Genomic DNA, 20,349 nt, shown 5'->3' on the forward strand with positions numbered 1-20,349 from the left:
AAGAAGGCGCGGGGCGGATGTACGACGGGTGGGTCCGGCGCGTGACAAAGGGGGGTGGGGAGGTGACGTACACCCTGGAGCTGATGTCTCCCGTGTGTGTACCCCCAGGGTCTGGTGGTGTGCGGTACCAGAGACGGACGTGGCGTCAACTGCTCGCGCACTAGCGTCCTTTGGCATGACAGCATCACGGAGCACCGCGCGCAGACGCGCTCTTGCCACCGCCCTCGCCCTCTCTCTGGCCGTCCCTCTCGCGGGCGGCGCGACCGCCTTCGCCGCAGCGGGGGACGGCTCCTCCGCTCGGACCTCGGCGAGTGCCGCCCCGGCGGACACCAAGTCGACGGCGTCACTCCGGCTTCCGCGCCCCACCGGCCCGTACGCGGTCGGCCGCGACACCCTGCACCTCGTCGACAAGAGCCGCCCCGACCCGTGGGTGCCGTCGGCGGGCGCCCGCGAGTTGATGGCGTCCGTGTACTACCCCGGGCGGCACGGGGGCGGGCGCCCCACCGCCTATACGTCGGAGGAGGAGGCGCGGCTCCTGCTGGAGTGGTGGAAGAAGGAGGACCTGCTCTCCCCCGCCGCGTACGCCGGCACCCGCACCTACGCCCGCACCGGGGTGCGTCCCGCGCCGGGGCGGTTCCCGTTGATCGTGCTCTCCCCGGGGTTCACCGCCCCGCGCTCCACGCTGACGCATCTCGCCGAGGACCTGGCGAGCCGGGGCTTCGTCGTGGCCACCGTCGACCACGCCTACGAGTCCCTCGGCACGGCGTTCCCGGGCGGGCGCATCCTGACCTGCCAGGCCTGCGGGCCCTTCGACGAGCCGGGCGGCGGCGAGCTCGCCTCGAAGGGGCGGGCCAAGGACATCTCGTACGTCATCGACCGGCTGACCGGTGGCAAGAACGCCTGGCGGCACGCCCGCATGATCGACGAGAAGCGGATCGGTGCGGGCGGGCACTCCATCGGCGGGTCCGGGACGCTCGCCGCCATGACCGGGGACCGCCGCGTGCGGGCCGGCATGAACATGGACGGCCACTTCCACACCCGCCCCACCGGCCTCGGCGGCCGTCCGTTCCTGATGCTCGGCGCCGAGACCATCCACACGCCGGGCGTGGAGGACGGCAAGAACTGGGACGAGACCTGGGAGGGGATGGACGGCTGGAAGCGGTGGCTCACCGTCAAGGGCTCGGGGCACTTCACGTTCACCGACATCCCCGTCCTCGCCGCGCAGGCGGGCGCGGACGATCCCGAGGTGCCGCTGTCCGGTGAGCGCTCCGAACAGATCACCCGGGCCTACATCGGCGCGTTCTACGAGCAGCACCTGCGGGGCGTCCCGCAGCCGCTGCTCGACGGGCCGACGCCGGGCAATCCCGAGGTGACCTTCCAGCGGCGCTGACCGGCCGCCGGGCGCCAGGATCGGCGCCACGGATAGCATGTAACACATGAACGAGATTTATGACCCTTACGAGCTGCGTGCGGAAGTGCCGTCCGTCAAGACCTTCCGCCGCCTGCGCACCGACGCCGGCCTCTCCGACAGGGCTCCCGAAGCCGTCGCGCTCGCCCTGCCGAACACCTGGCACGGCGTGGTCCTCCACCACGAGGGCGAGCCGATCGGCATGGGCCGGATCATCGGCGACGGCGGCACGGCGTTCCAGCTCGTCGACATCTGCGTACACCCCGACCACCAGGGGCGGGGCCTCGGCAGGCGCATCATGGCCGCGCTCACCGAGGAGCTGGAGCGGCGCGCTCCCGCGACCGCGTACGTCTCGTTGATCGCGGACGGTCCGGCACGCTTCCTCTACGAGAAGTTCGGCTTCGCCGACACCGCGACGCATGACTCGATCGGCATGTACCGGTCGATGCCCGCGCGCTGACGCGGGGAGGCCGGTCCGCACCAACTCCTTGACGGGGCCCAGGAGTCTGCCTTAAATCAAGTACTGAACGAAGTGCGCGCGACGCATCGTGCGTCGCGTTCACTTCTCGACGTTCCATTGTCATGCGCATGCCCCCCACGCGAAGCGATGTGATGACCGTGCCCACCTCCCCCGCGTCCACCTCCCTCAGTCGCCGCACCAAACTCGGCGCGCTCGCCCTCGTCTGCGGCGTCGCGAGCCTCGGCGTGCTGCCCACCGCCTCGGCGGAGAACGCGCCCCCGGCCCGCTCCGCCGCCGCGCCGACAGCGTCCACCTTCACCGACGATTTCAACGGCCCGGCGGGAGCCGCCGTCGACGGCGGCAAGTGGCAGATCGAGACCGGCGACAACGTCAACAACCACGAGCGGCAGTACTACACGTCGGGCAACAAGAACGCGGCCCTCGACGGCCAGGGCAACCTGGTCATCACCGCCCGCAAGGAGAACCCCGGCAACTACCAGTGCTGGTACGGCCGTTGTGAGTACACCTCCGCCCGGCTCAACACGTCCGGCAAGTTCACGAGCACGTACGGGCACGTCGAGGCGCGGATGAAGGTGCCGCGCGGCCAGGGCATGTGGCCCGCGTTCTGGATGCTCGGCGCCGACATCGGCAGCGTGGGCTGGCCGAACAGCGGCGAGATCGACGTGATGGAGAACGTCGGCTTCGAGCCGTCCACCGTGCACGGCACACTGCACGGACCCGGCTACTCGGGGTCGGGCGGGATCGGCGCGGGGTACACGCTGCCCGGCGGCGAGGCCTTCGCGGACAAGTTCCACACGTTCGCGGTGGACTGGTCGCCGAACAAGGTCACCTGGTCCGTGGACGGCCGCGTCTACCAGACCCGCACCCCGGCCGACCTCAACGGCAAGAGGTGGGTCTTCGACAAGCCCTTCTTCCTCATCCTGAACCTCGCGGTCGGCGGGTACTGGCCCGGCGATCCCGACGGCAGCACGACCTTCCCGAAGCAGCTGATCGTCGACTACGTCCGCGTGACCGGCGGAAACGTGGCTCCGACCGGCAGCTGAGGCCCCGTCGCGGGCGCCCCTCCGAGCGGCGGTACCGGCCACCCGGAAAACCGGTGACCCAGGCCACTCGGAGGGCTCCGCGGCTGTGAAGCCCCTCATAGGGGCCACGTCACATGCTAAGGACGGTAGTAGCCGCTCCGAGGCGTGAGCCCGGCCCTGGGCTCCGCGAGGCGCGGTCTCCACCAGGGCTTCTTCGTATCGCGGTAGTACGTCACATCATTGCGCCCGACCCCGGGCGCCGCTAACCCTGGCTGAGTCTTCGGGACGCCCGGGACCGCACAGCGGGCACAGTCACCCGCTCGGTCCGGCGCCCCTCTCGTCCCCACCCAGGAGTTGCACCCGCATGTCCCTGACGCGCACCGCTCGCACCCGCAAGTTCTCCGTCGCCGGTATCGCCACCGCGGGAGCGGCCGCCGCCGCCCTGACCCTCGTCCCCTCCCCCGCCCACGCCGCGGAGCCCGCGAAGGCCCCCGCCGCCGCGCCGCACGCCGCCGCGGGCGACAAGAAGTACCCCGAGAACCTCGACGGCTGGATCCGCGAGTCCCTCGACATCATGAAGTCCAAGGGCATCCCCGGCTCCTACGAGGGCCTGCACCGCAACATCATGCGTGAGTCCTCCGGCAACCCGAACGCGCAGAACGGCTGGGACGTGAACGCCCAGAACGGCACGCCGTCCAAGGGCCTCCTTCAGGTCATCCAGCCGACCTTCGAGGCGTACCACGTCGACGGAACCCCCCATAACCTGACCGACCCGGTCGCCAACATCACCGCGGCCGCCAACTACGCCGCCGACAAGTACGGCTCCATCGACAACGTCGACTCCGCGTACTGAGTCCAGGGACCACCGAGTTTCCCGGACACCTGATTCGCGAGGAGAGGCAGCGCATGCCGCACGAGAGCCAGAACGAGCACCCGGCACACCCGGCGGACGGCCCCTCGGTGCCCGCCTACGGGCCCGCCCGGGTCCGAGGCTCGCGGCGCAAGCCCCGTAAGAAGGCCCTGCGGTACGTCGCGTGGGGCGCCCTGGGCCTGGTGCTCGCCGGTGGCGGAGGCGTCGCCTACGCCTGGCAGCACCTCGACGGCAACATCCAGGGCACGGACGTCGACGCGGCTCTCGGCCACGACAGGCCGGCGGAGCAGCGCGACGGATCGATGAACATCCTCCTGCTCGGCTCCGACTCACGGGCAGGGACCCACGGCAAGTACGGCACCGGTGTGCAGGGGGCCCGCGCCGACACGGCGATGGTCCTGCACGTCGACAAGACCCACCAGAAGGCATCGGTCGTCAGCATCCCGCGCGACACGATGGTCGAGCGGCCGCAGTGCGCGACGTCCCACGGCGCCGCCGCGGGCGCCCAGCAGGCCATGTTCAACTCGTCGTACCAGGTGGGAGGGCCCGCCTGCACCGTGAAGACGGTCGAGCAGATGTCGGGCCTGCGCATGGACCACTACCTCGAAGTCGACTTCAAGGGGTTCCAGAAGCTCATCGACGAGCTCGGCGGTGTGGACATCACCACCCACAAGGCCATCAAGGACCCCAACAGCGGCCTCTCGCTGACCGCGGGCAAGCACACGCTGCAGGGCGAGGACGCCCTGGCGCTGGTCCGCACCCGGCACGGTGTGGGTGACGGCAGCGACCTGGGCCGCATCCAGCTCCAGCAGGCCTTCATCAAGGCCCTGATCCACCGCGCCGACACCGTCGACCCGCTCAGCAGCCCCGCCAAGTCCTACGGTCTCGCGGACACCGCGACCAAGACGGTCAGCGCCGACTCCGACCTCGCGTCGGCCGACAAGCTGCTCGGCCTGGCCAAGGAGCTGAAGGGCATCAGCCCCGACGACACCGACATGGTGACGATGCCGGTCACCTACGACGCACAGGACGCGGGCCGGGTCCTGCCGCTCGACAAGGCGTCGCACCGGGTCTGGAACGCGCTGCGCCACGACAAGCCCATACCGAAGTCCGCGACCGAACAGTCGGTGGGCGACAGGACGGACTCGCCGGTCTCGGCGGGTTCCTGAACCTCGGACAACCTCGGACCGGATACGACGGAATCCGTGCACATCCTGTGCGCGTTTTCTGTTATCCAGGCGTTCGCAGGGCGTCTCCCCTGTGTCGGAGGAGACAGGCCCCCCACAAAGAGAGTGGACACAGCGTGAGCAGCGAACGCCACAGCGCGATGATCAGGGCAGCGCAGGACGGGAACCAGCAGGCGCAGGACGCGCTGGTGGCGGAGTACCTGCCGCTGGTCTACAACATCGTCGGACGGGCCCTGAACGGCCATGCGGACGTGGACGACGTGGTGCAGGAGACCATGCTGCGCGTCCTCGGCGGCCTGGACGGCCTGCGCGACCCCGCGACCTTCCGCAGCTGGCTGGTCGCCATCACCATGAACCAGATACGCGGGCACTGGCGCGAGCGCGCCTCGGGCGCGATACCCGCCGGCAGCGGTCTCGCCGACGCGTACGACGTGGTGGACCCGGGCGCGGACTTCGTCGACCTGACCATCACGCGGCTCGGGCTCTCGGGACAGCGCAAGGAGACCGCCGAGGCGACGCGCTGGCTGGACGAGGACGACCGGGCGCTGCTTTCGCTGTGGTGGCTGGAGTCCGCGGGCGAGCTCACGCGGGCCGAGGTCGCCGAGGTGCTGGAGCTGTCGCCGCAGCACGCGGCGGTACGGGTGCAGCGCATGAAGGCCCAGCTGGAGACGGCACGTGTGGTCGTACGCGCACTGTCGGCCCACCCTCCGTGCGGGGGGCTCCAGCAGATGATCGCCGGCTGGGACGGTGTGCCGTCGGCCCTGTGGCGCAAGCGGCTGGCCCGCCATGCCCGCGGCTGCGCGGCCTGCGAGGGCCACTGGTCGAACCTGGTGCCCGCCGAGGGGCTCCTGGTGGGTCTGGGGCTCGTGCCGGTGGGCTCCGCGCTCGCCGGTCCTGTCGTGCCGCCCGATCTCGTCGAGGTCGGCTCGGCGTCCGCCGCCCACGGCGACGGTTCGTCCGCTCCCGTCTCCGCCCGGGCGCAGGCCCGCCGTGATCGCGCCAGACGCCGGCGTCGTACGACAGGAGTGGCCGCCGCGGTCGTGGCGCTCGGCATCGGAGGCGCCGCGGTGCACCTCCTCACGAGCCCGGACGCGGACGAGAGCGCGCCGTCCACCGCCGCCGCATCCGCCTCGCCCGCCACCCCGTCCGCGTCGAAGAGCGCCTCGCCCTCCGCCTCCCCCAAGCGCTCCGCGTCCCCCAGCGCCAAGCCGAAGCCGAGCAGGGCGAAGAAGAAGGCGACGCCCTCGCCGACCCGCACCCCGGCCAAGCCAAAGCCGAAGCCCAAGCCCGAGGCGCCCGCTCCGAAGCCCGCGCCGCAGCAGCCGAGCGGCACGGCCGAGCAGGTCGTCGCCCTGGTGAACGCCGAGCGCGCGAAGGCGGGCTGCGGTCCCGTCAGCTCCAACGGCAAGCTCGCCACGGCGGCCGCCAAGCACTCCGCCGACATGGCGGCCCGCGACTACTTCGACCACACGAGCCCCGACGGCACGGACCCCGGCGACCGCATCACCGCGGCCGGCTACCGCTGGAGCACGTACGGCGAGAACATCGCCCGCGGCCAGCAGAGCCCCGCCGCGGTCATGGACTCCTGGATGAAGAGCCCCGGTCACAAGGCGAACATCCTCAACTGCGACTTCAAGGAGCTGGGCGTGGGCATCCACAACGGCTCCGGCGGCCCCTGGTGGACGCAGGCCTTCGGCACGGCGCTCTGACCGCCGGGGGAAGCCGCTCGGCGGCACGGCACCGGTGATTTCGCCGATGTCTGTACACGGTCATCGGCGCCACGGTGGGGACCGCCAACGAAACGGCGGTCCCCATCAGGGCACGCACGCTCCTCTCCGCGCATGCCACGCCCCGGGTCCCGCCACGACCGAGAGGACCCCTTCGTGCAGCTGCACGTCTTCTCCCGCCCCGTGGTGCGGGCCTGCCTCGCCGCGCTGGTCGCCACCGCGGGACTCCTCGGCCCCGGCCTCGCGCCGGGGGCCCAAGCCGCCGCGGACAACCCGTACGAGCGCGGCCCCGACCCGACCGTCGCCAGCATCGAGGCGCCGCGCGGCTCCTACGCCGTCTCGCAGACCACCGTCTCCTCGCTCGGGGTGTCCGGGTTCGGCGGCGGCACCGTCTACTACCCGACATCGACCGCCGACGGCACGTTCGGCGCGGTGGTCATCTCGCCGGGCTTCACCGCCTACCAGTCGAGCATCGCGTGGCTCGGGCCGCGGCTCGCCTCGCAGGGCTTCGTCGTCTTCACCATCGACACCCTCACCACCCTCGACCAGCCCGCCAGCCGGGGGCGCCAACTCCTCGCCGCGCTGGACTACTTGACAAAGTCGAGCTCGGTGCGCGGCCGGGTCGACGCGTCCCGGCTCGGCGTGATGGGCCACTCGATGGGCGGCGGCGGCACGCTGGAGGCGGCCAAGAGCCGTACGTCGCTCAAGGCGGCGATCCCGCTGACCGGCTGGAACCTCGACACGACCTGGCCGGAGCTGCGGACACCGACGCTGGTGGTGGGCGCGGACGGTGACACGGTGGCGCCGGTCTCCAGTCACTCCGAGCCGTTCTACGAGTCGCTGCCCGGCTCCCTGGACAAGGCGTACCTGGAGCTCAACAACGCGACTCACTTCACGCCGAACACGTCCGACACGACGATCGCGAAGTACAGCATTTCCTGGCTGAAGCGATTCATCGACAGCGACACCCGTTACGAGCAGTTCCTCTGTCCGCTGCCGAGGCCGAGCCTCACGATCGAGGAGTACCGCGGCAACTGCCCGCACACCTCCTGACGCTCCTCCCCACGGGTGTCACGACGGCCGTCGTCCGGTGCCGGGCGGCGGTCGTCCTGTGCCCGTGCACACCCGCGCGCAGACGCCTTTGGTGGCGCGCCCAGAGGTGTGGACGTGAGGCTTCCGGGCCGAGTTACGCGACAGTAACGTGCGGGCGTGACCCTTCAGACCCCACCCGAACTGTTCGGCCGCCGTGCGGAGATCGCCGCCGTGGAGTCCCTGGTGGGGCGCGTACGGGCCGGTCACGGCGGTGTGCTCGTGCTGACGGCACAGCCCGGTCTGGGGCGTACCGCGCTGGTGGAGTACGCGCGGGGGATCTGCGGCCCGGTCCCGGCGGTGCGGGCGGCCGTGCCGAGCCGGTTCGCGTACGAGGGCGGTGGGCCGCGGCTCGTCTGTGTCGACGACGTGCACCGTTGGGACCACGCGACCCGGGCCGCGCTCGCCGCGGACCTCCGACGAGCGCCCGCCTCGACCCCCATGGCCGTCCTGCTCACCTACACGGAACACCGCATCGGCGCGGGCGAGTTCGCGGGACATACGACGCTGCGGCTGGGGCCGCTCGACGACGGCGCGGCGGCCTCGCTCCTCGACCGGCTCACCCTGGGCGCCGCCGACCCGGTCGTCGGCGCCTGGCTGGTCCGCGAGGCCACGGGGAACCCCCGCCTGCTCACCGCGCTCGTCGCGGCCCTCACCCCCGGCCAGCTGACCGGCCGCTCCCCGCTGCCCGACCCCCTGCCCGGCGGCGAGGACCTCCTCGCCGATCACGCACTCCGCGTCGACGACCTGCCCGGCCCCGCACGCGCGCTGCTGCTCCTCGCCGCGGCGGCCGGGGAGCACGAGCCCGACGGTGCGGGGGCGGACCTCGCGCTGGTCCTGCGCGCGGGCGGCGACCCGGCCGGGCTCGCACCCGCCGAAGCGGCCGGGGTCGTCGTAGCGGCGGGCGGACGGCTGCGCTTCACGCACCCGCTGCTGCGCCGGGCGGTGCTCCGGCGTGTCGCGCCCGACCGCCGCGGAGCCGCCCACCTCCGCCTCGCCCACGCCTGCCGCGACCGCCTCCCCCGCCTGATCCAGCTCGCCTGCGCGGCGGACGACCACGACGCACGGCTCGCCGCGTCCCTCGCCGCCGCGGCGGCCGCACACCGCCCTCACGCCGAGCGTTCCGCCGCCCTGGCCCGCGCCGCGGCCCTCACGGCCGCCCCCGAGACGCGGACCGACCGGCTCGCCGACGCGGCGGAAGCGGCGCGCCTCGCCGGGGATCCCGTACGGGCCCGTGCGCTGCTGTCACGGGCCGGCACCGTCCCCGCACACGGTGGCGTCCACCGGGTACGCGGCCTGCTCGCCCTCGCGGACGGCCCGGCCGACGACGCCAGGGAGTCCTTGCTCACCGCGGCGGCACTGCTCCCGCCCGCACGGGCCCGCCGCGCACTCATCGGCGCGGCGGAGGCCGCATGGTCGATGGGCGACGCGGCCGCCTACCGGGACGCGCTGACGCGCTTGCCGCCATGCGACGACGACCCACTGCTGGAGGCATACCGGACCGGAATGTGCGCGGTCCTTGCAGGCCACACCACGGAGGGCCACGCGTCACTGCGCCGCTGCTTGGCCGGTCTGCGCGGGGCGGGACTGGCGGAAAGGGCCGGTGAGGCGGCGGGGCAGGGGGAAGAGGCTGATGGGGTGCGGGCCGATGCGTTGCATGCCGAGGAGGACGGCCTCTGCGGGGCCGGCCAGACCGGGGAAGCCGACGTGGCAGGCGTGCTCGGCGGGCCGCTGCACGCCAGGGCGACCGGCTTCGACGCGGCCCGCCAGGCCGGGGAGGCCGGCGGGGCGGGTGGGTTCATGCGGGCTGGGGCCGCTGCTCTTGTGGTGGGTGAGGTTGAGGTTGCCTGTGAGGCCGGGGCTCGGGCGCTCGCGGCCGTCCGCGCCTACGGACCCGAGGTCCTGTTGCCGCGCGCCCTGGAACACCTGGCGTACGGAGAGCTGCGTGCGGGACGCCACACCAGCGCCCGCGCGCACGCTCTCGAAGGGCTCCGGGCGGCGCATCGGATCGGGCAGACCAACGTCGCCGTGTCGCTGCACGCCGTCCTCGCGCTCGCCGCGTCCGTGGAAGGGGACGCCGACGCCTGCGCCGCGCACGCGGCGGCCGCCGCGGCAGGTGCCGGGCCGCACGGACTGGCGCAGGCCGCCACCCTCGCCGTCTGGGCCGTGGCCCGTACCGAACTCGCCACGGGACGTCCCGCCGACGCGGCGGCGCGGCTCGCCCCGCTGGTCGCTCCCGGGCCGCGGCGCGGTCACTTCGCCGTGCGCTTGCTGGCCGTGCCCTGCTTCGTGGAGGCGGCCGTGCAGGTCGGGCGCGTGGCGGAGGCGCGGCGCGCCACCGCGGAGTTCACCCGCTGGGCCGGAGCGACCGCCGACGGGCTCGCGTCGGCCCAGCTCGCGCGCTGCCGTGCCCTGTTGGCACCGCCGGTGAAGGCAGCCGCGGCCTTTGCGAGCGCGGTCGCCCACCACGACCGCCTGCCGGGCGAGTTCGAGCGCGGCCGTACGCAACTCCTGTACGGACAGTGGCTGCGGCGCCGTCGCCGTACCCGCGAGGCGCGCGGGCCGTTGCGGGACGCGCTGGTCTCCTTCGAGCGGTGCGGGGCACGGGCCTGGGCGGACCGCAGCCGTGCCGAACTGCGTGCGGCGGGCGAGGCGGTCGGCGGGGAGCGGAGCCCCGGGCCCCTGTCGGCGCTGACCCCGCAGCAGCAGCGCATCGCCCGGCACGTCGCGGAGGGTGCCACCAACCGGGAGGTCGCGGTGCGCCTCTCGGTGAGCCACCGCACCGTCGACCATCACCTGCGGAACGTGTTCGCGGCGCTCGGCGTACGGTCCCGCGTCGAGCTGTCGCGGCTGCTCGCCGGGGAGGGCGGAACCGGCGTCGTCACCGTCGGATGAGGCCGAGGTGCGTGCCGGTGGCGACGGCGGACGTACGGGAATCGACGTCGAGCTTGGCGTAGATGCGGGCCAGGTGCGATTTGACGGTGCCCTCGGTGAGGTGGAGGCGGGCGCCGATGGCCTGGTTGGACAGGCCGTCGGCGACGAGGGCGAGGACTTCGGTCTCGCGGCTGGTGAGAGTGGTGGCGGGGGTGCGCAGGCGGTTCATCAGGCGGTCGGCGACGGTGGCGGCGAGTGTGGTGCGGCCCGCGGCGGCGGTGCGTACGGCGGCGGCGAGTTCCTCGGGCGGGGCGTCCTTGAGGAGGTAGCCGGTGGCTCCGGCCTCGATCGCGGGCAGCGTGTCGGCGTCGGTGTCGTACGTGGTGACGATCAGGACGCGCGGCGCCCGCGGCCGTGCGGTGATGGCGGCGGTGGCCTGCGCGCCGTTCATGCCCTTGCCGAACTGGAGGTCCATGAGGACGACGTCGATGTCGCCCTGGGCGGCGCGGGCGACGGCCTCCTCCGCCGTGGCCGCCTCGGCGGTGACGGCGATGCCCTCCTCCGTCTCCAGGACGGCGCGCAGTCCGGCCCGCACGACGGGGTGGTCGTCGGCCAGGAGCAGCCGGATCGGGGTCTCGTGCGGCGTCACGGGCGGGCCTCGCGTGCGGGGTCGGGGGTGGGAAGCGGGCTTGTGCGGTTCAGGGGGAGTCGGACCTTCAGCGTCGTGCCGCCGCCCGGCGCGGATTCGATCGTGAGGGTGCCGCCGAGCGCGTGGACGCGGGAGCGCATGGCGGCGATCCCGAATCCACCGGTTTCGGGGTCGGGCGCGGACAGCCCGCCCGGGTCGAAGCCCCGCCCGTCGTCGACGACGTCCAGGGCGACATGGTCGCCGAGGCAGTGGAGGGTGACCTCGGCGCTGCGGGCTTCGGCGTGGCGGACGGTGTTGGCGAGGGCGGACTGGGCGATGCGGAGCAGCGCGACCTCGTGCGCGGTGGGCAGCGCTACCGGATCGCCGCTGAGGTGGAAGTCCGTGGTGACCTGGTGGCGGGTGCTGGTGGTGGCGCAGAGCCGTTCCAGAGCGTCGGGCAGCGTGGTGCCCTCCAGGGCGGGCGGGGCGAGGGCGACGACGAAGCGGCGGGCCTCGGCGAGGTTGTCGACGGCGGCCTGGCGGGCCTGGTCGACGTAGCGCGCGGCGTTGTCGGGGGCGGTGGGCAGGGCGCGTTCGGCGGCGCGCAGCAGGAGCTGGATGCTGGACAGGCCCTGGGCGAGGGTGTCGTGGATCTCGCGGGCGAGCCGTTCGCGTTCGGCGAGGACGCCCGCGGTGTGCTGGGCGGCGGCGAGGTCGGAGCGGGTTGCGGTGAGCTCTTCGATCAGGCGTCTGCGCTGGTCGCTCTCCCGGTACAGGGCCTGGTATCCCCACACCACCGCGACGGCGACGGCGGCGCCGAGGGCCGGTCCGATGGCCATGGCGATGCTGAAGGTGCCCTGGTGGGCGGCGTAGCCGGAGATGGCCGCCGCGGCGGTCGCCACGACGGCGACGAGCCCGGCGCGCCGGGGCAGCAGGTGGAGCTGGAGGAAGTTCAGCGGGAACGCCACCCACACCGCGTCCGGGGACAGCCCGAGGAGTACGAGCCAGACGGCGCCCACCGCGGTCAGCCACAGCGCGGCCGCCCGTAGCGAGCGCCGCACACTCGGCAGGGCGGGGCCCACCGCGTAGACCAGACCGCACACGGCGGCGACGGCGACGACCCATCCCGCGTGCGGACGCCCGTCGGCCGCGGCGCGCACCGCGGTCAGCGCGAGCAGGCCGACGACCATGAGGTGCAGGCACCAGGCCAGGGCACTGGTGGTGGGGGTCGGGGCCGGTGCGGCGGTGGTGTTCACAGTGCTCCCAGCCTAAGGAGAAGACCGGTGCGGGGCCTCCATCGAAAGTTAGAAGTCGGGTGCCGCCTTTGGACGCGTCGATTGCTGCCCTGCGCCAGATGCCCCGGGCGGGGGCCGGCAACGACGGTGGGGACACACCACTTACTCCCACCCCCCATGCACTGTAAGGAGCGGGCCCACGCCGTGTTCGTCGCCTGGAGAGACCTGAAGTTCGCGAAGGGCCGCTTCGCCCTGATGGGCACCGTGATCGTGCTCATCACCCTGCTGGTGGGGTTGCTGTCCGGGCTGACCGCCGGGCTCGGCCGGCAGAACACGTCCGCGATCACCGGCCTGCCCGCCGACCGGATCGCCTTCGGCGCGCCCGGCGGCGGCGAGGAGTTGTCGTACGCCGATTCCACCGTCACCGAGCGGCAGTGGCAGCGGTGGGCCGAGGCGCCCGGCGTGCGCGGCGCCGAACCGCTGGGCATCACCACGACCCGGGCGACGGCCGGGAGCAGGAGCGCCGGTGTGTCCGTCTTCGGCGTCCGGCCCGGTTCCGGGCTCGCCCCGGACGGCGACGCGCTCGACGACCGCACCGCGGTCCTGTCGGCCGACGCCGCCGACCGGCTCGGCGTGGCCGCGGGCGGCACCGTCGACCTGGCAGGACAGCGGCTGACCGTCGCCGCGGTGAGCGGTGACGCGTCCTTCAGCCACACCCCCGTCGTCTGGACCAGCCTCGGCACCTGGCAGAAGACGGCACCTCCGACCGGCGACGACCGGCAGGGCCCGACCGCGACGGTCATCGCCCTGAACACCACGTCCGGCTCCCGCCTCGACGCCACGGACCGGGCGGCCGGTACCAAGACGGTCGCCAAGGACGACTCGCTCTCCGCGATCGGCTCCTACGCCTCGGAGAACGGCTCCCTGCAACTGATGCGCGGCTTCCTGTTCGCCATCTCGGCCCTGGTCATCGGCGCCTTCTTCACGGTGTGGACCATCCAGCGCAGCGGCGACATCGCCGTGCTCAAGGCGCTGGGGGCCTCCACCGCCGCCCTGCTCGGGGACGCGCTCGGCCAGGCCGTCGTCCTGCTGGCCGGCGGAACCCTGGTCGGCACGGGCATCGCCGCCGGGATCGGGGCCCTGGTCGCCGACTCCGCCGTGCCGTTCGTCCTCACGCCCGCCACCGTCGTCGTTCCGGCCGCCGTCATGGTCGCGCTCGGCGCGCTCGGGGCCGTCCTGTCCGTCCGCCGCATCACGTCCGTCGACCCGCTGACCGCGCTGGGGAGCGTCCGATGAGCCTCACCCTGACCGACATCACCCTCACCTACCCCGACGGCGACACGCGCCTGACCGCCCTCGACCGCGTCAGCCTCGACGTACCGAAGGGCAGCCTGACCACCGTCCTCGGCCCGTCCGGTTCCGGCAAGTCCAGCCTCCTCGCGGTCGCCGCCACGCTCGTCACCCCCGACGCCGGGACCGTCATCGTCGACGGCACGCCCACCACCGGCCTGTCCCGCCGTGAGCTCACCGCTCTGCGCCGCCGCCGGATCGGCGTCGTCTTCCAGCAGCCGAACCTGCTGCCCTCCCTCACCGCCGTCGAACAGCTGCAGGTCATGGCGGAGATCGACGGCCGCAGGGCCCGTACCGCGCGGGACCGGGCCGCGGAGCTGCTCGACGCCGTCGGACTCACCGGTCAGGCGGACCGCCGCCCGCACCAGCTCTCCGGTGGCCAGCGGCAGCGCGTCAACATCGCCCGCGCCCTGATGAACGAGCCCACGGTCCTCCTGGTCGACGAGCCGACCAGCGCCCTCGACCACGAACGCGGCGCCGCCGTCATCGACCTGATCGCCCGCCTCACCCACCGGCGCGCCACCGCGACCGTCCTGGTGACGCACGACCGCACGCATCTCACCGCCGCCGACCGGATGGCGGAGGTCCGCGACGGGCGCCTGTCCCCGGCCTGAAGGAACCCGTCGGCCGATTGTCACGCGGGTGGCTAGTCCCCCACGCGTTCCTGCCCGACGGTGGTCCCTCCGAACGGTGTGGACCGAGTGGAAGGGGCCAGCGGTGAGGCGAAGACGATTTGTGGCGGGAACGATCGGCACGCTCTCAGGGATCGCTCTCGGTGCGGGCACGGCCCGAGCCGACGCGGAGGCACCCCGGTCGCGGGGCCCGCGGAACGTACGGCCCGGGTCGTGGGGCCCGCGGAACGCACAGGACTGGCGGGCCGTCCCGGCACCGGGCAGCACCCCCGCCGCACAGCTGCGCCGCATCTCCGCCGCCGGGGCGGGCCTCGCCTGGGCCGTCGGTGAGGAGGGGCTCGCCGGGCCCTCGCGCGGGCGGGCATTGGCCATGGTGTGGAACGGCAGTGCCTGGTCGAAGACCGATCTGTCGCACCTGGACTACAGCGGGCGGCTGAGCGATGTCGCGGGCGTCTGCGCAACCGCCGCGTGGAGCGTCGGCCTGCCCACGGGTGACGCGAGTCCGCTGCTGCGCTGGGACGGGTCCACCTGGCGCGAGGCCTCCTTTCCCGGGCGGGGCGAGGCCGGTGTCAGGCTCGAGTCGGTGGCGGTCGGCGCCGACCGGCGGGTGTGGATCTGCGGCGCCCGGGGCGGCGCAGCCCGGTTGCTGCTCGGCGACGGCAGGCGCTGGACCTGGCTCGACCCGCTGCCGGTCGCGAGCGCCAACCTGTACCGGGTCGTCCTGCGCGCGCCGAACGAGGTGTGGGTCAGCGGCGACCAGGCCTCCGGCGGCGGCTGGTCGGGCCTCGTGGCCCGCTGGAACGGCTCGTGGACCGTCCTGCCGCCGATCACGGGCGCCCGCCTCGGTATCGGCGACGTGCACGCGGCCGCCGCGGACGACGTATGGGCCGTCGGCACGGAGGCCGGCGTCGGCGGACCACCGGGACGCCCCGGCAACCCGGCCCTCGCGCACTGGGACGGCACGGCGTGGACCCGGGTCCAGCCGGGCTTCACCGTCGGGTCGCTGTCCGGGATCGCGGGTGACGCGCAGGGCCGTGCCGCGTGGATATCGGGGTGGAACCACCAGGACCAGAGCCGCAGCACGTATCTGCGCCGGGACGGCGCCGGCTGGACCGTCGTCCGCGGCCCGGCGGGCGGGGCGACGGCTCCGTACCTGAATGACGTGACCGCCGTGCCCGGCACCAACGGCTTCTGGTCGGTCGGCATGACCAGCCCGGTGCCGGCCCCGCCGACCGAGGCGTACACGGAACGGCTCGACGGCTGACAGAGGGCACATCCGCACGCGGAATCAGTGCCTGATCGACGGCGCGGCAAGGCGCCAGGAAACCCCCTGGGCGCCCCTGTGGCGGATTTAGAGCGAGTCGGTGCAGGGGGGATCGGCTGCGACGGAGTTCGAGCCGCACAGCGCCACCCAGGGGCACTCTCGCCCTGCCACCGGGGGGCACCTTCGGTATTCTGGGCGGCGTTCCCGCAGTCACCGGCCCCGAGGTTCGCGAGCCCCTGGGCCTTGTTCGCGCTGCCCTGCCACGTCTCCGCCGGCTGTCCCGCCGCTCCGCCATCACGTGATGCCGGAGCGCGGTCTGCCATGCCCGAAAGAGAGCATTCGTGACCACGTACGACGACACTCGCCTCGCCACCGACACGCACGACGCCACCGCGTACGACGCCCACGCGATCACTGTTCTGGACGGCCTGGACGCCGTGCGCAAGAGGCCCGGGATGTACATCGGCTCCACGGGCGAGCGGGGTCTGCACCACCTGGTGCAGGAACTCGTGGACAACTCCGTGGACGAGGCGCTCGCAGGCGTGGCCGACCGGATCGACGTGACGATCCTCGCCGACGGCGGCGTGCGGGTGACCGACAACGGCCGCGGCATCCCGGTGGGGATGCATCCGGCGGAGAAGCGGCCTGCCGTCGAGGTCGTGCTGACCGTGCTGCACGCGGGCGGAAAGTTCGGGGGCGGCGGGTACGCGGTCTCCGGCGGTCTGCACGGGGTGGGCCTGTCCGTGGTCAACGCGCTGTCGACCCGGCTGTCGGCGGAGATCCTGACCGACGGCCACCGGTGGACCCAGGACTACAGGGACGGCGTTCCCGTCGCCCCGTTGGCCCGCCATGAGGCCACCTCGCGGACCGGCACCTCGCTGACGTTCTGGGCGGACGGTGACATCTTCGAGACCACCACGTACTCCTTCGAGACGCTCGCCAGGCGGTTCCAGGAGATGGCCTTCCTCAACCGCGGCCTCACCCTGACCCTCACCGACGAACGGCCCTCCGCGCGGGCGTCGGCCGCGGCCGACGAAGCCGACGCGGCCCCCGCCGCGAGGACGGTCTCGTACCGCTACGACGGCGGCATCACCGACTTCGTCGCCCACCTCAACGCCCGCAAGGGGGAACCGGTCCATCCGTCGGTCGTGACATTCGCCGCCGAGGATCCGGAACGGCTGCTCTCGGTCGAGGTGGCCCTGCAGTGGAACGGCCAGTACACCGACAGCGTGTACTCGTACGCCAATGCCATCCACACCCACGAGGGCGGCACCCACGAGGAGGGCTTCCGCACCGCCCTGACCACCGTGGTCAACCGGTACGCGCGGGACAGGAAGCTGCTGCGGGAGAAGGACGCGAACCTGTCCGGCGAGGACATCCGCGAGGGCCTGACCGCGATCATCTCGGTCAAGCTCGGTGAGCCGCAGTTCGAGGGCCAGACCAAGACCAAGCTGGGCAACTCCGAGGCGCGCGCGTTCGTGCAGAAGGTCGTCCACGAGCATCTGACCGACTGGTTCGACCGCAACCCGAACGACGCCACGGACATCGTGCGCAAGGCGGTCCAAGCGGCGACGGCCCGGGTCGCGGCCCGCAAGGCGCGCGACCTGACCCGCCGCAAGGGACTGCTGGAAACGGCGTCGCTGCCGGGCAAGCTGTCGGACTGTCAGTCGAACGATCCGGCGCTTTCGGAGATCTTCATCGTCGAGGGCGACTCCGCGGGCGGCTCGGCCAAATCCGGCCGCGATCCTCGGTACCAGGCGATCCTGCCGATCCGCGGCAAGATCCTCAACGTGGAGAAGGCGCGGATCGACAAGATCCTGCACAACCAGGAGATCCAGGCGATCATCTCCGCGTTCGGCACGGGCGTGCACGAGGACTTCGACATCGCCGGGCTCCGCTACCACAAGATCATTCTGATGGCGGACGCCGACGTCGACGGCCAGCACATCAACACTCTCCTGCTGACCTTCCTGTTCCGCTTCATGCGCCCGCTGATCGAGGACGGGCACGTCTACCTCTCCCGCCCGCCGCTCTACAAGGTCAAGTGGAGCCGGGACCACGTCGAGTACGCCTACTCCGACCGCGAGCGCGACGTGCTCATCGAGCGGGGACGGCAGGCGGGCCGCCGGGTCAGGGACGACTCCATCCAGCGCTTCAAGGGTCTCGGCGAGATGAACGCCGAGGAGCTGCGCGTCACCACCATGGACCCCGACCACCGGGTCCTGGGGCAGGTCACCCTCGACGACGCGGCCGTCGCCGACGACCTCTTCTCCGTCCTGATGGGCGAGGACGTCGACGCGCGCCGCCACTTCATCCAGCGCAACGCCAAGGACGTCCGCTTCCTCGACATCTGACCCCGGGACCGGCCGACCTGAATCACACCCCCTGTCGCCCAGGAGGGCTGACGGCGGTGGTCACCGTCCGGCTCGCCGAACCGCAGTTCGAGGGACAGACCAAGGAGGTTCTTGGCACCTCGGCGGCCCGCCGCGTCGTCGGCGGCGTGGTCGGCGAGGGGCTCAGGGCGTTCCTGACCTCCACCGGACGGGACACCGCCCACCAGGCGCGCGCCGTCATGGACAAGGCCGTCGCCGCCGCGCGCACCGCGTCGCGGCCCGCCGGCACAAGGAGACGCAGCGCCGGAAGACGGCCCTGGAGTCCTCGTCGCTGCCCGCGAAGCTCGCCGACTGCCGCAGCGACGACGTGATGCGCGGCGAGCTCTTCGTCGTCGAGGGCGACTCGGCGCTCGGCACGGCGAAACTGGCCCGGAACTCCGAGTTCCAGGCCCTGTTGCCGATCCGCGGCAAGATTCTCAACGTCCAGAAGGCGTCCGTGTCGGACATGCTGAGGAACGCCGAGTGCGGGGCGATCGTCCAGGTCGTCGGGGCGGGCTCCGGGCGCACCTTCGACCTGGACTCGGTGCGCTACGGAAAGATCATCATGATGACGGACGCCGACGTGGACGGCTCCCACATCCGCGGCCTGCTCCTGACCCTGTTCCACCGCTACCTGCGGCCCATGGTCGCGGCCGACCGCGTCTTCGCCGCCGTGCCGCCGCTGCACCGCGTCGAGCTGATCCAGCCGAAGAAGGGCCGGGACACATACGTCTACACGTATTCGGACAGCGAACTGCGCGACACACTCCGCGAGTTCAGGAGCAAGAACATCCGCCGGCGCCACGTCGTTCCCCATCAGCAGGCGAAGACTCGCTCGGCGGCTTCCAGGTCGGTGAGAGGATCGACATATGAGGCCGAAAATCGCTCAACTCCTGTGACGCGAGCAACCTCTGTGACATGCCGCGCGGTCCCCCACCCTCGACGAACCCGTCGACCGAAGGGACAGCACATGTCGGCACGGAACTCTCTGGCGGGCAGGGCCGCGTTGGCCGTATCGGCCGCGGTGACGGCGGGGGCGCTCATGGCCCCCGCCTCCGCGGCCGCCCACCCGCACGCACCGGCCGACGGCCGTCACGCTCCGGCCCAGCGGGCCATGGACGCCGCCGTCGAGGACGGCGTCCCCGGTGTGACGGGCCAGGCGACGGACGCGTACGGCACCTGGAACGGCACCTCGGGCGTCGGCGACCTGACGACCGGACGACCACGCGGCCCCCGCGACCACTACCGCATCGGCAGCGTCACCAAGACCTTCGTGGCGACGGTCCTCCTGCAGCTCGCGGGAGAGGGCGAGCTCGACCTGGACGACACGGTGGACCACTGGCTGCCCGGCCTCGTGCGGGGCAACGGCCACGACGGCAGACACATCACCGTCCGTCAGCTCCTCAACCACACCAGCGGCATCTACGACTATTACGCCGACCCCGACTTCGCGACGTCCTTCCGGCTGCGCGACGGCTTCTTCGAGCACCGCTACGACACCTGGCGCCCCGAACAACTGGTGGCGGTCGCCATGCGGCACGAGCCGACCTCCGCCGAGCCGGGCAAGACCTGGCACTACTCCGACACGAACTACATCCTCGCCGGAATGATCCTGGAGAAGGCCACCGGGCACTCGTACGCCCACGAGGTCCGCAAGCGCATCATCAAGCCACTGAAGCTGCGCGAGACCTCGGTCCCCCGCACCGGCCCGCACATGCCGCGGCCCAGCAGCCGCGCGTACTCGAAGCTCTCCGACGCCGCCACGGGACCGTCGTACGACGTCACGGAGTTCAACCCGTCCGCCGCCTGGACGAGCGGCGGCATGATCTCCGACTCGGCCGACCTGAACCGCTTCCACGAGGCCCTGCTGGGCGGCGAACTGCTGCCCGAGCGGCAACTCAACGAGATGAAGACGACCGTCGCCATGAGCGAGGAATATCCGGCGGCCGCCCGCTACGGACTCGGCATCGCCGAACGCCGGCTGAGCTGCGGCCGGACGGTCTGGGGCCACCACGGCGGCATCCTCGGTTCCACCACGGAGTCGGTGGCGACCGAGGACGGGCGCCACGCGCTCTCCTTCAACTTCAACGGCGACTGGACGGGTGACAGCGACGCGGTGATCGAGGCGGAGTTCTGCGAGTCGGGGAGGGGAACGGACGGCAACGGCTGACCCTCTGACCGACTGACCGGCTGACCCGGCTGACCCGGC

General features: G+C 72.6%; 15 protein-coding genes and 1 pseudogene. 14 read left to right on the forward strand and 2 right to left on the reverse strand.

What is annotated here, in order from left to right:
- Positions 1-175 precede the first annotated feature (175 nt).
- From DEJ49_RS00770 to DEJ49_RS00805, 8 genes are all read left to right on the forward strand, one after another.
- Positions 176-1,390: an alpha/beta hydrolase family protein gene (locus DEJ49_RS00770; protein WP_150181880.1), complete on the forward strand. Its 1,215-nt coding sequence runs from the start codon at positions 176-178 to the stop codon at positions 1,388-1,390.
- A 46-nt stretch (positions 1,391-1,436) separates the two neighbouring features.
- Positions 1,437-1,868: a GNAT family N-acetyltransferase gene (locus DEJ49_RS00775; RefSeq protein WP_150181881.1), complete on the forward strand. Its 432-nt coding sequence runs from the start codon at positions 1,437-1,439 to the stop codon at positions 1,866-1,868.
- A 122-nt stretch (positions 1,869-1,990) separates the two neighbouring features.
- A complete protein-coding gene (locus DEJ49_RS00780; protein WP_411757125.1) occupies positions 1,991-2,932 on the forward strand; it encodes a family 16 glycosylhydrolase in 942 nt (313 codons plus the stop codon).
- A 343-nt stretch (positions 2,933-3,275) separates the two neighbouring features.
- Positions 3,276-3,764 (forward strand): transglycosylase SLT domain-containing protein, encoded by a 489-nt coding sequence (locus DEJ49_RS00785; protein ID WP_150181882.1) that lies wholly within the window; start codon positions 3,276-3,278, stop codon positions 3,762-3,764.
- A 53-nt stretch (positions 3,765-3,817) separates the two neighbouring features.
- Positions 3,818-4,951 carry an LCP family protein gene (locus tag DEJ49_RS00790; protein ID WP_150181883.1) on the forward strand — a complete coding sequence of 378 codons (1,134 nt, stop codon included), beginning with the start codon at positions 3,818-3,820 and terminating at the stop codon, positions 4,949-4,951.
- A 134-nt stretch (positions 4,952-5,085) separates the two neighbouring features.
- Positions 5,086-6,678: a sigma-70 family RNA polymerase sigma factor gene (locus tag DEJ49_RS00795; RefSeq protein WP_411757126.1), complete on the forward strand. Its 1,593-nt coding sequence runs from the start codon at positions 5,086-5,088 to the stop codon at positions 6,676-6,678.
- Between the two features lie 132 nt (positions 6,679-6,810).
- Positions 6,811-7,749: an alpha/beta hydrolase family protein gene (locus DEJ49_RS00800; protein ID WP_150181884.1), complete on the forward strand. Its 939-nt coding sequence runs from the start codon at positions 6,811-6,813 to the stop codon at positions 7,747-7,749.
- A 156-nt stretch (positions 7,750-7,905) separates the two neighbouring features.
- On the forward strand, positions 7,906-10,680 hold the full coding sequence (locus DEJ49_RS00805) for a helix-turn-helix transcriptional regulator (protein WP_150181885.1): 2,775 nt from the start codon (positions 7,906-7,908) through the stop codon (positions 10,678-10,680).
- Here DEJ49_RS00805 and DEJ49_RS00810 read toward each other — a convergent pair.
- Together DEJ49_RS00810 and DEJ49_RS00815 are read right to left on the reverse strand one after the other, a co-directional pair.
- Entirely contained in the window at positions 10,667-11,308 is a 642-nt protein-coding gene (locus DEJ49_RS00810; protein WP_150181886.1) for a response regulator, read from the reverse strand. The genes DEJ49_RS00805 and DEJ49_RS00810 overlap by 14 nt on opposite strands.
- On the reverse strand, positions 11,305-12,477 hold the full coding sequence (locus DEJ49_RS00815; protein ID WP_150187959.1) for a sensor histidine kinase: 1,173 nt from the start codon (positions 12,475-12,477) through the stop codon (positions 11,305-11,307). Before DEJ49_RS00815 ends, DEJ49_RS00810 begins: the two co-directional genes overlap by 4 nt.
- Positions 12,478-12,726: 249 nt before the next feature.
- Here DEJ49_RS00815 and DEJ49_RS00820 point away from each other — a divergent pair, with 249 nt between their 5' ends.
- The 6 genes and pseudogenes from DEJ49_RS00820 to DEJ49_RS00845 all read left to right on the forward strand — a co-directional run bounded on the left by DEJ49_RS00820 (position 12,727) and on the right by DEJ49_RS00845 (position 20,310).
- Positions 12,727-13,818: an ABC transporter permease gene (locus DEJ49_RS00820; protein WP_150187960.1), complete on the forward strand. Its 1,092-nt coding sequence runs from the start codon at positions 12,727-12,729 to the stop codon at positions 13,816-13,818.
- On the forward strand, positions 13,815-14,486 hold the full coding sequence (locus DEJ49_RS00825) for an ABC transporter ATP-binding protein (RefSeq protein ID WP_150181887.1): 672 nt from the start codon (positions 13,815-13,817) through the stop codon (positions 14,484-14,486). Before DEJ49_RS00820 ends, DEJ49_RS00825 begins: the two co-directional genes overlap by 4 nt.
- 103 nt (positions 14,487-14,589) lie before the next feature.
- On the forward strand, positions 14,590-15,768 hold the full coding sequence (locus DEJ49_RS00830; protein ID WP_223832668.1) for a hypothetical protein: 1,179 nt from the start codon (positions 14,590-14,592) through the stop codon (positions 15,766-15,768).
- A 341-nt stretch (positions 15,769-16,109) separates the two neighbouring features.
- Positions 16,110-18,122: a DNA topoisomerase (ATP-hydrolyzing) subunit B gene (gene gyrB / locus DEJ49_RS00835; protein ID WP_150181888.1), complete on the forward strand. Its 2,013-nt coding sequence runs from the start codon at positions 16,110-16,112 to the stop codon at positions 18,120-18,122.
- 44 nt (positions 18,123-18,166) lie between these two features.
- Positions 18,167-18,936 (forward strand): annotated as a pseudogene (locus DEJ49_RS00840) (toprim domain-containing protein); the annotation flags it as partial.
- A 174-nt stretch (positions 18,937-19,110) separates the two neighbouring features.
- Positions 19,111-20,310: a serine hydrolase domain-containing protein gene (locus DEJ49_RS00845; RefSeq protein WP_150187962.1), complete on the forward strand. Its 1,200-nt coding sequence runs from the start codon at positions 19,111-19,113 to the stop codon at positions 20,308-20,310.
- Positions 20,311-20,349: the final 39 nt, after the last annotated feature.

Source organism: Streptomyces venezuelae (genome assembly GCF_008642335.1).
Lineage (GTDB): Bacteria > Actinomycetota > Actinomycetes > Streptomycetales > Streptomycetaceae > Streptomyces > Streptomyces venezuelae_F.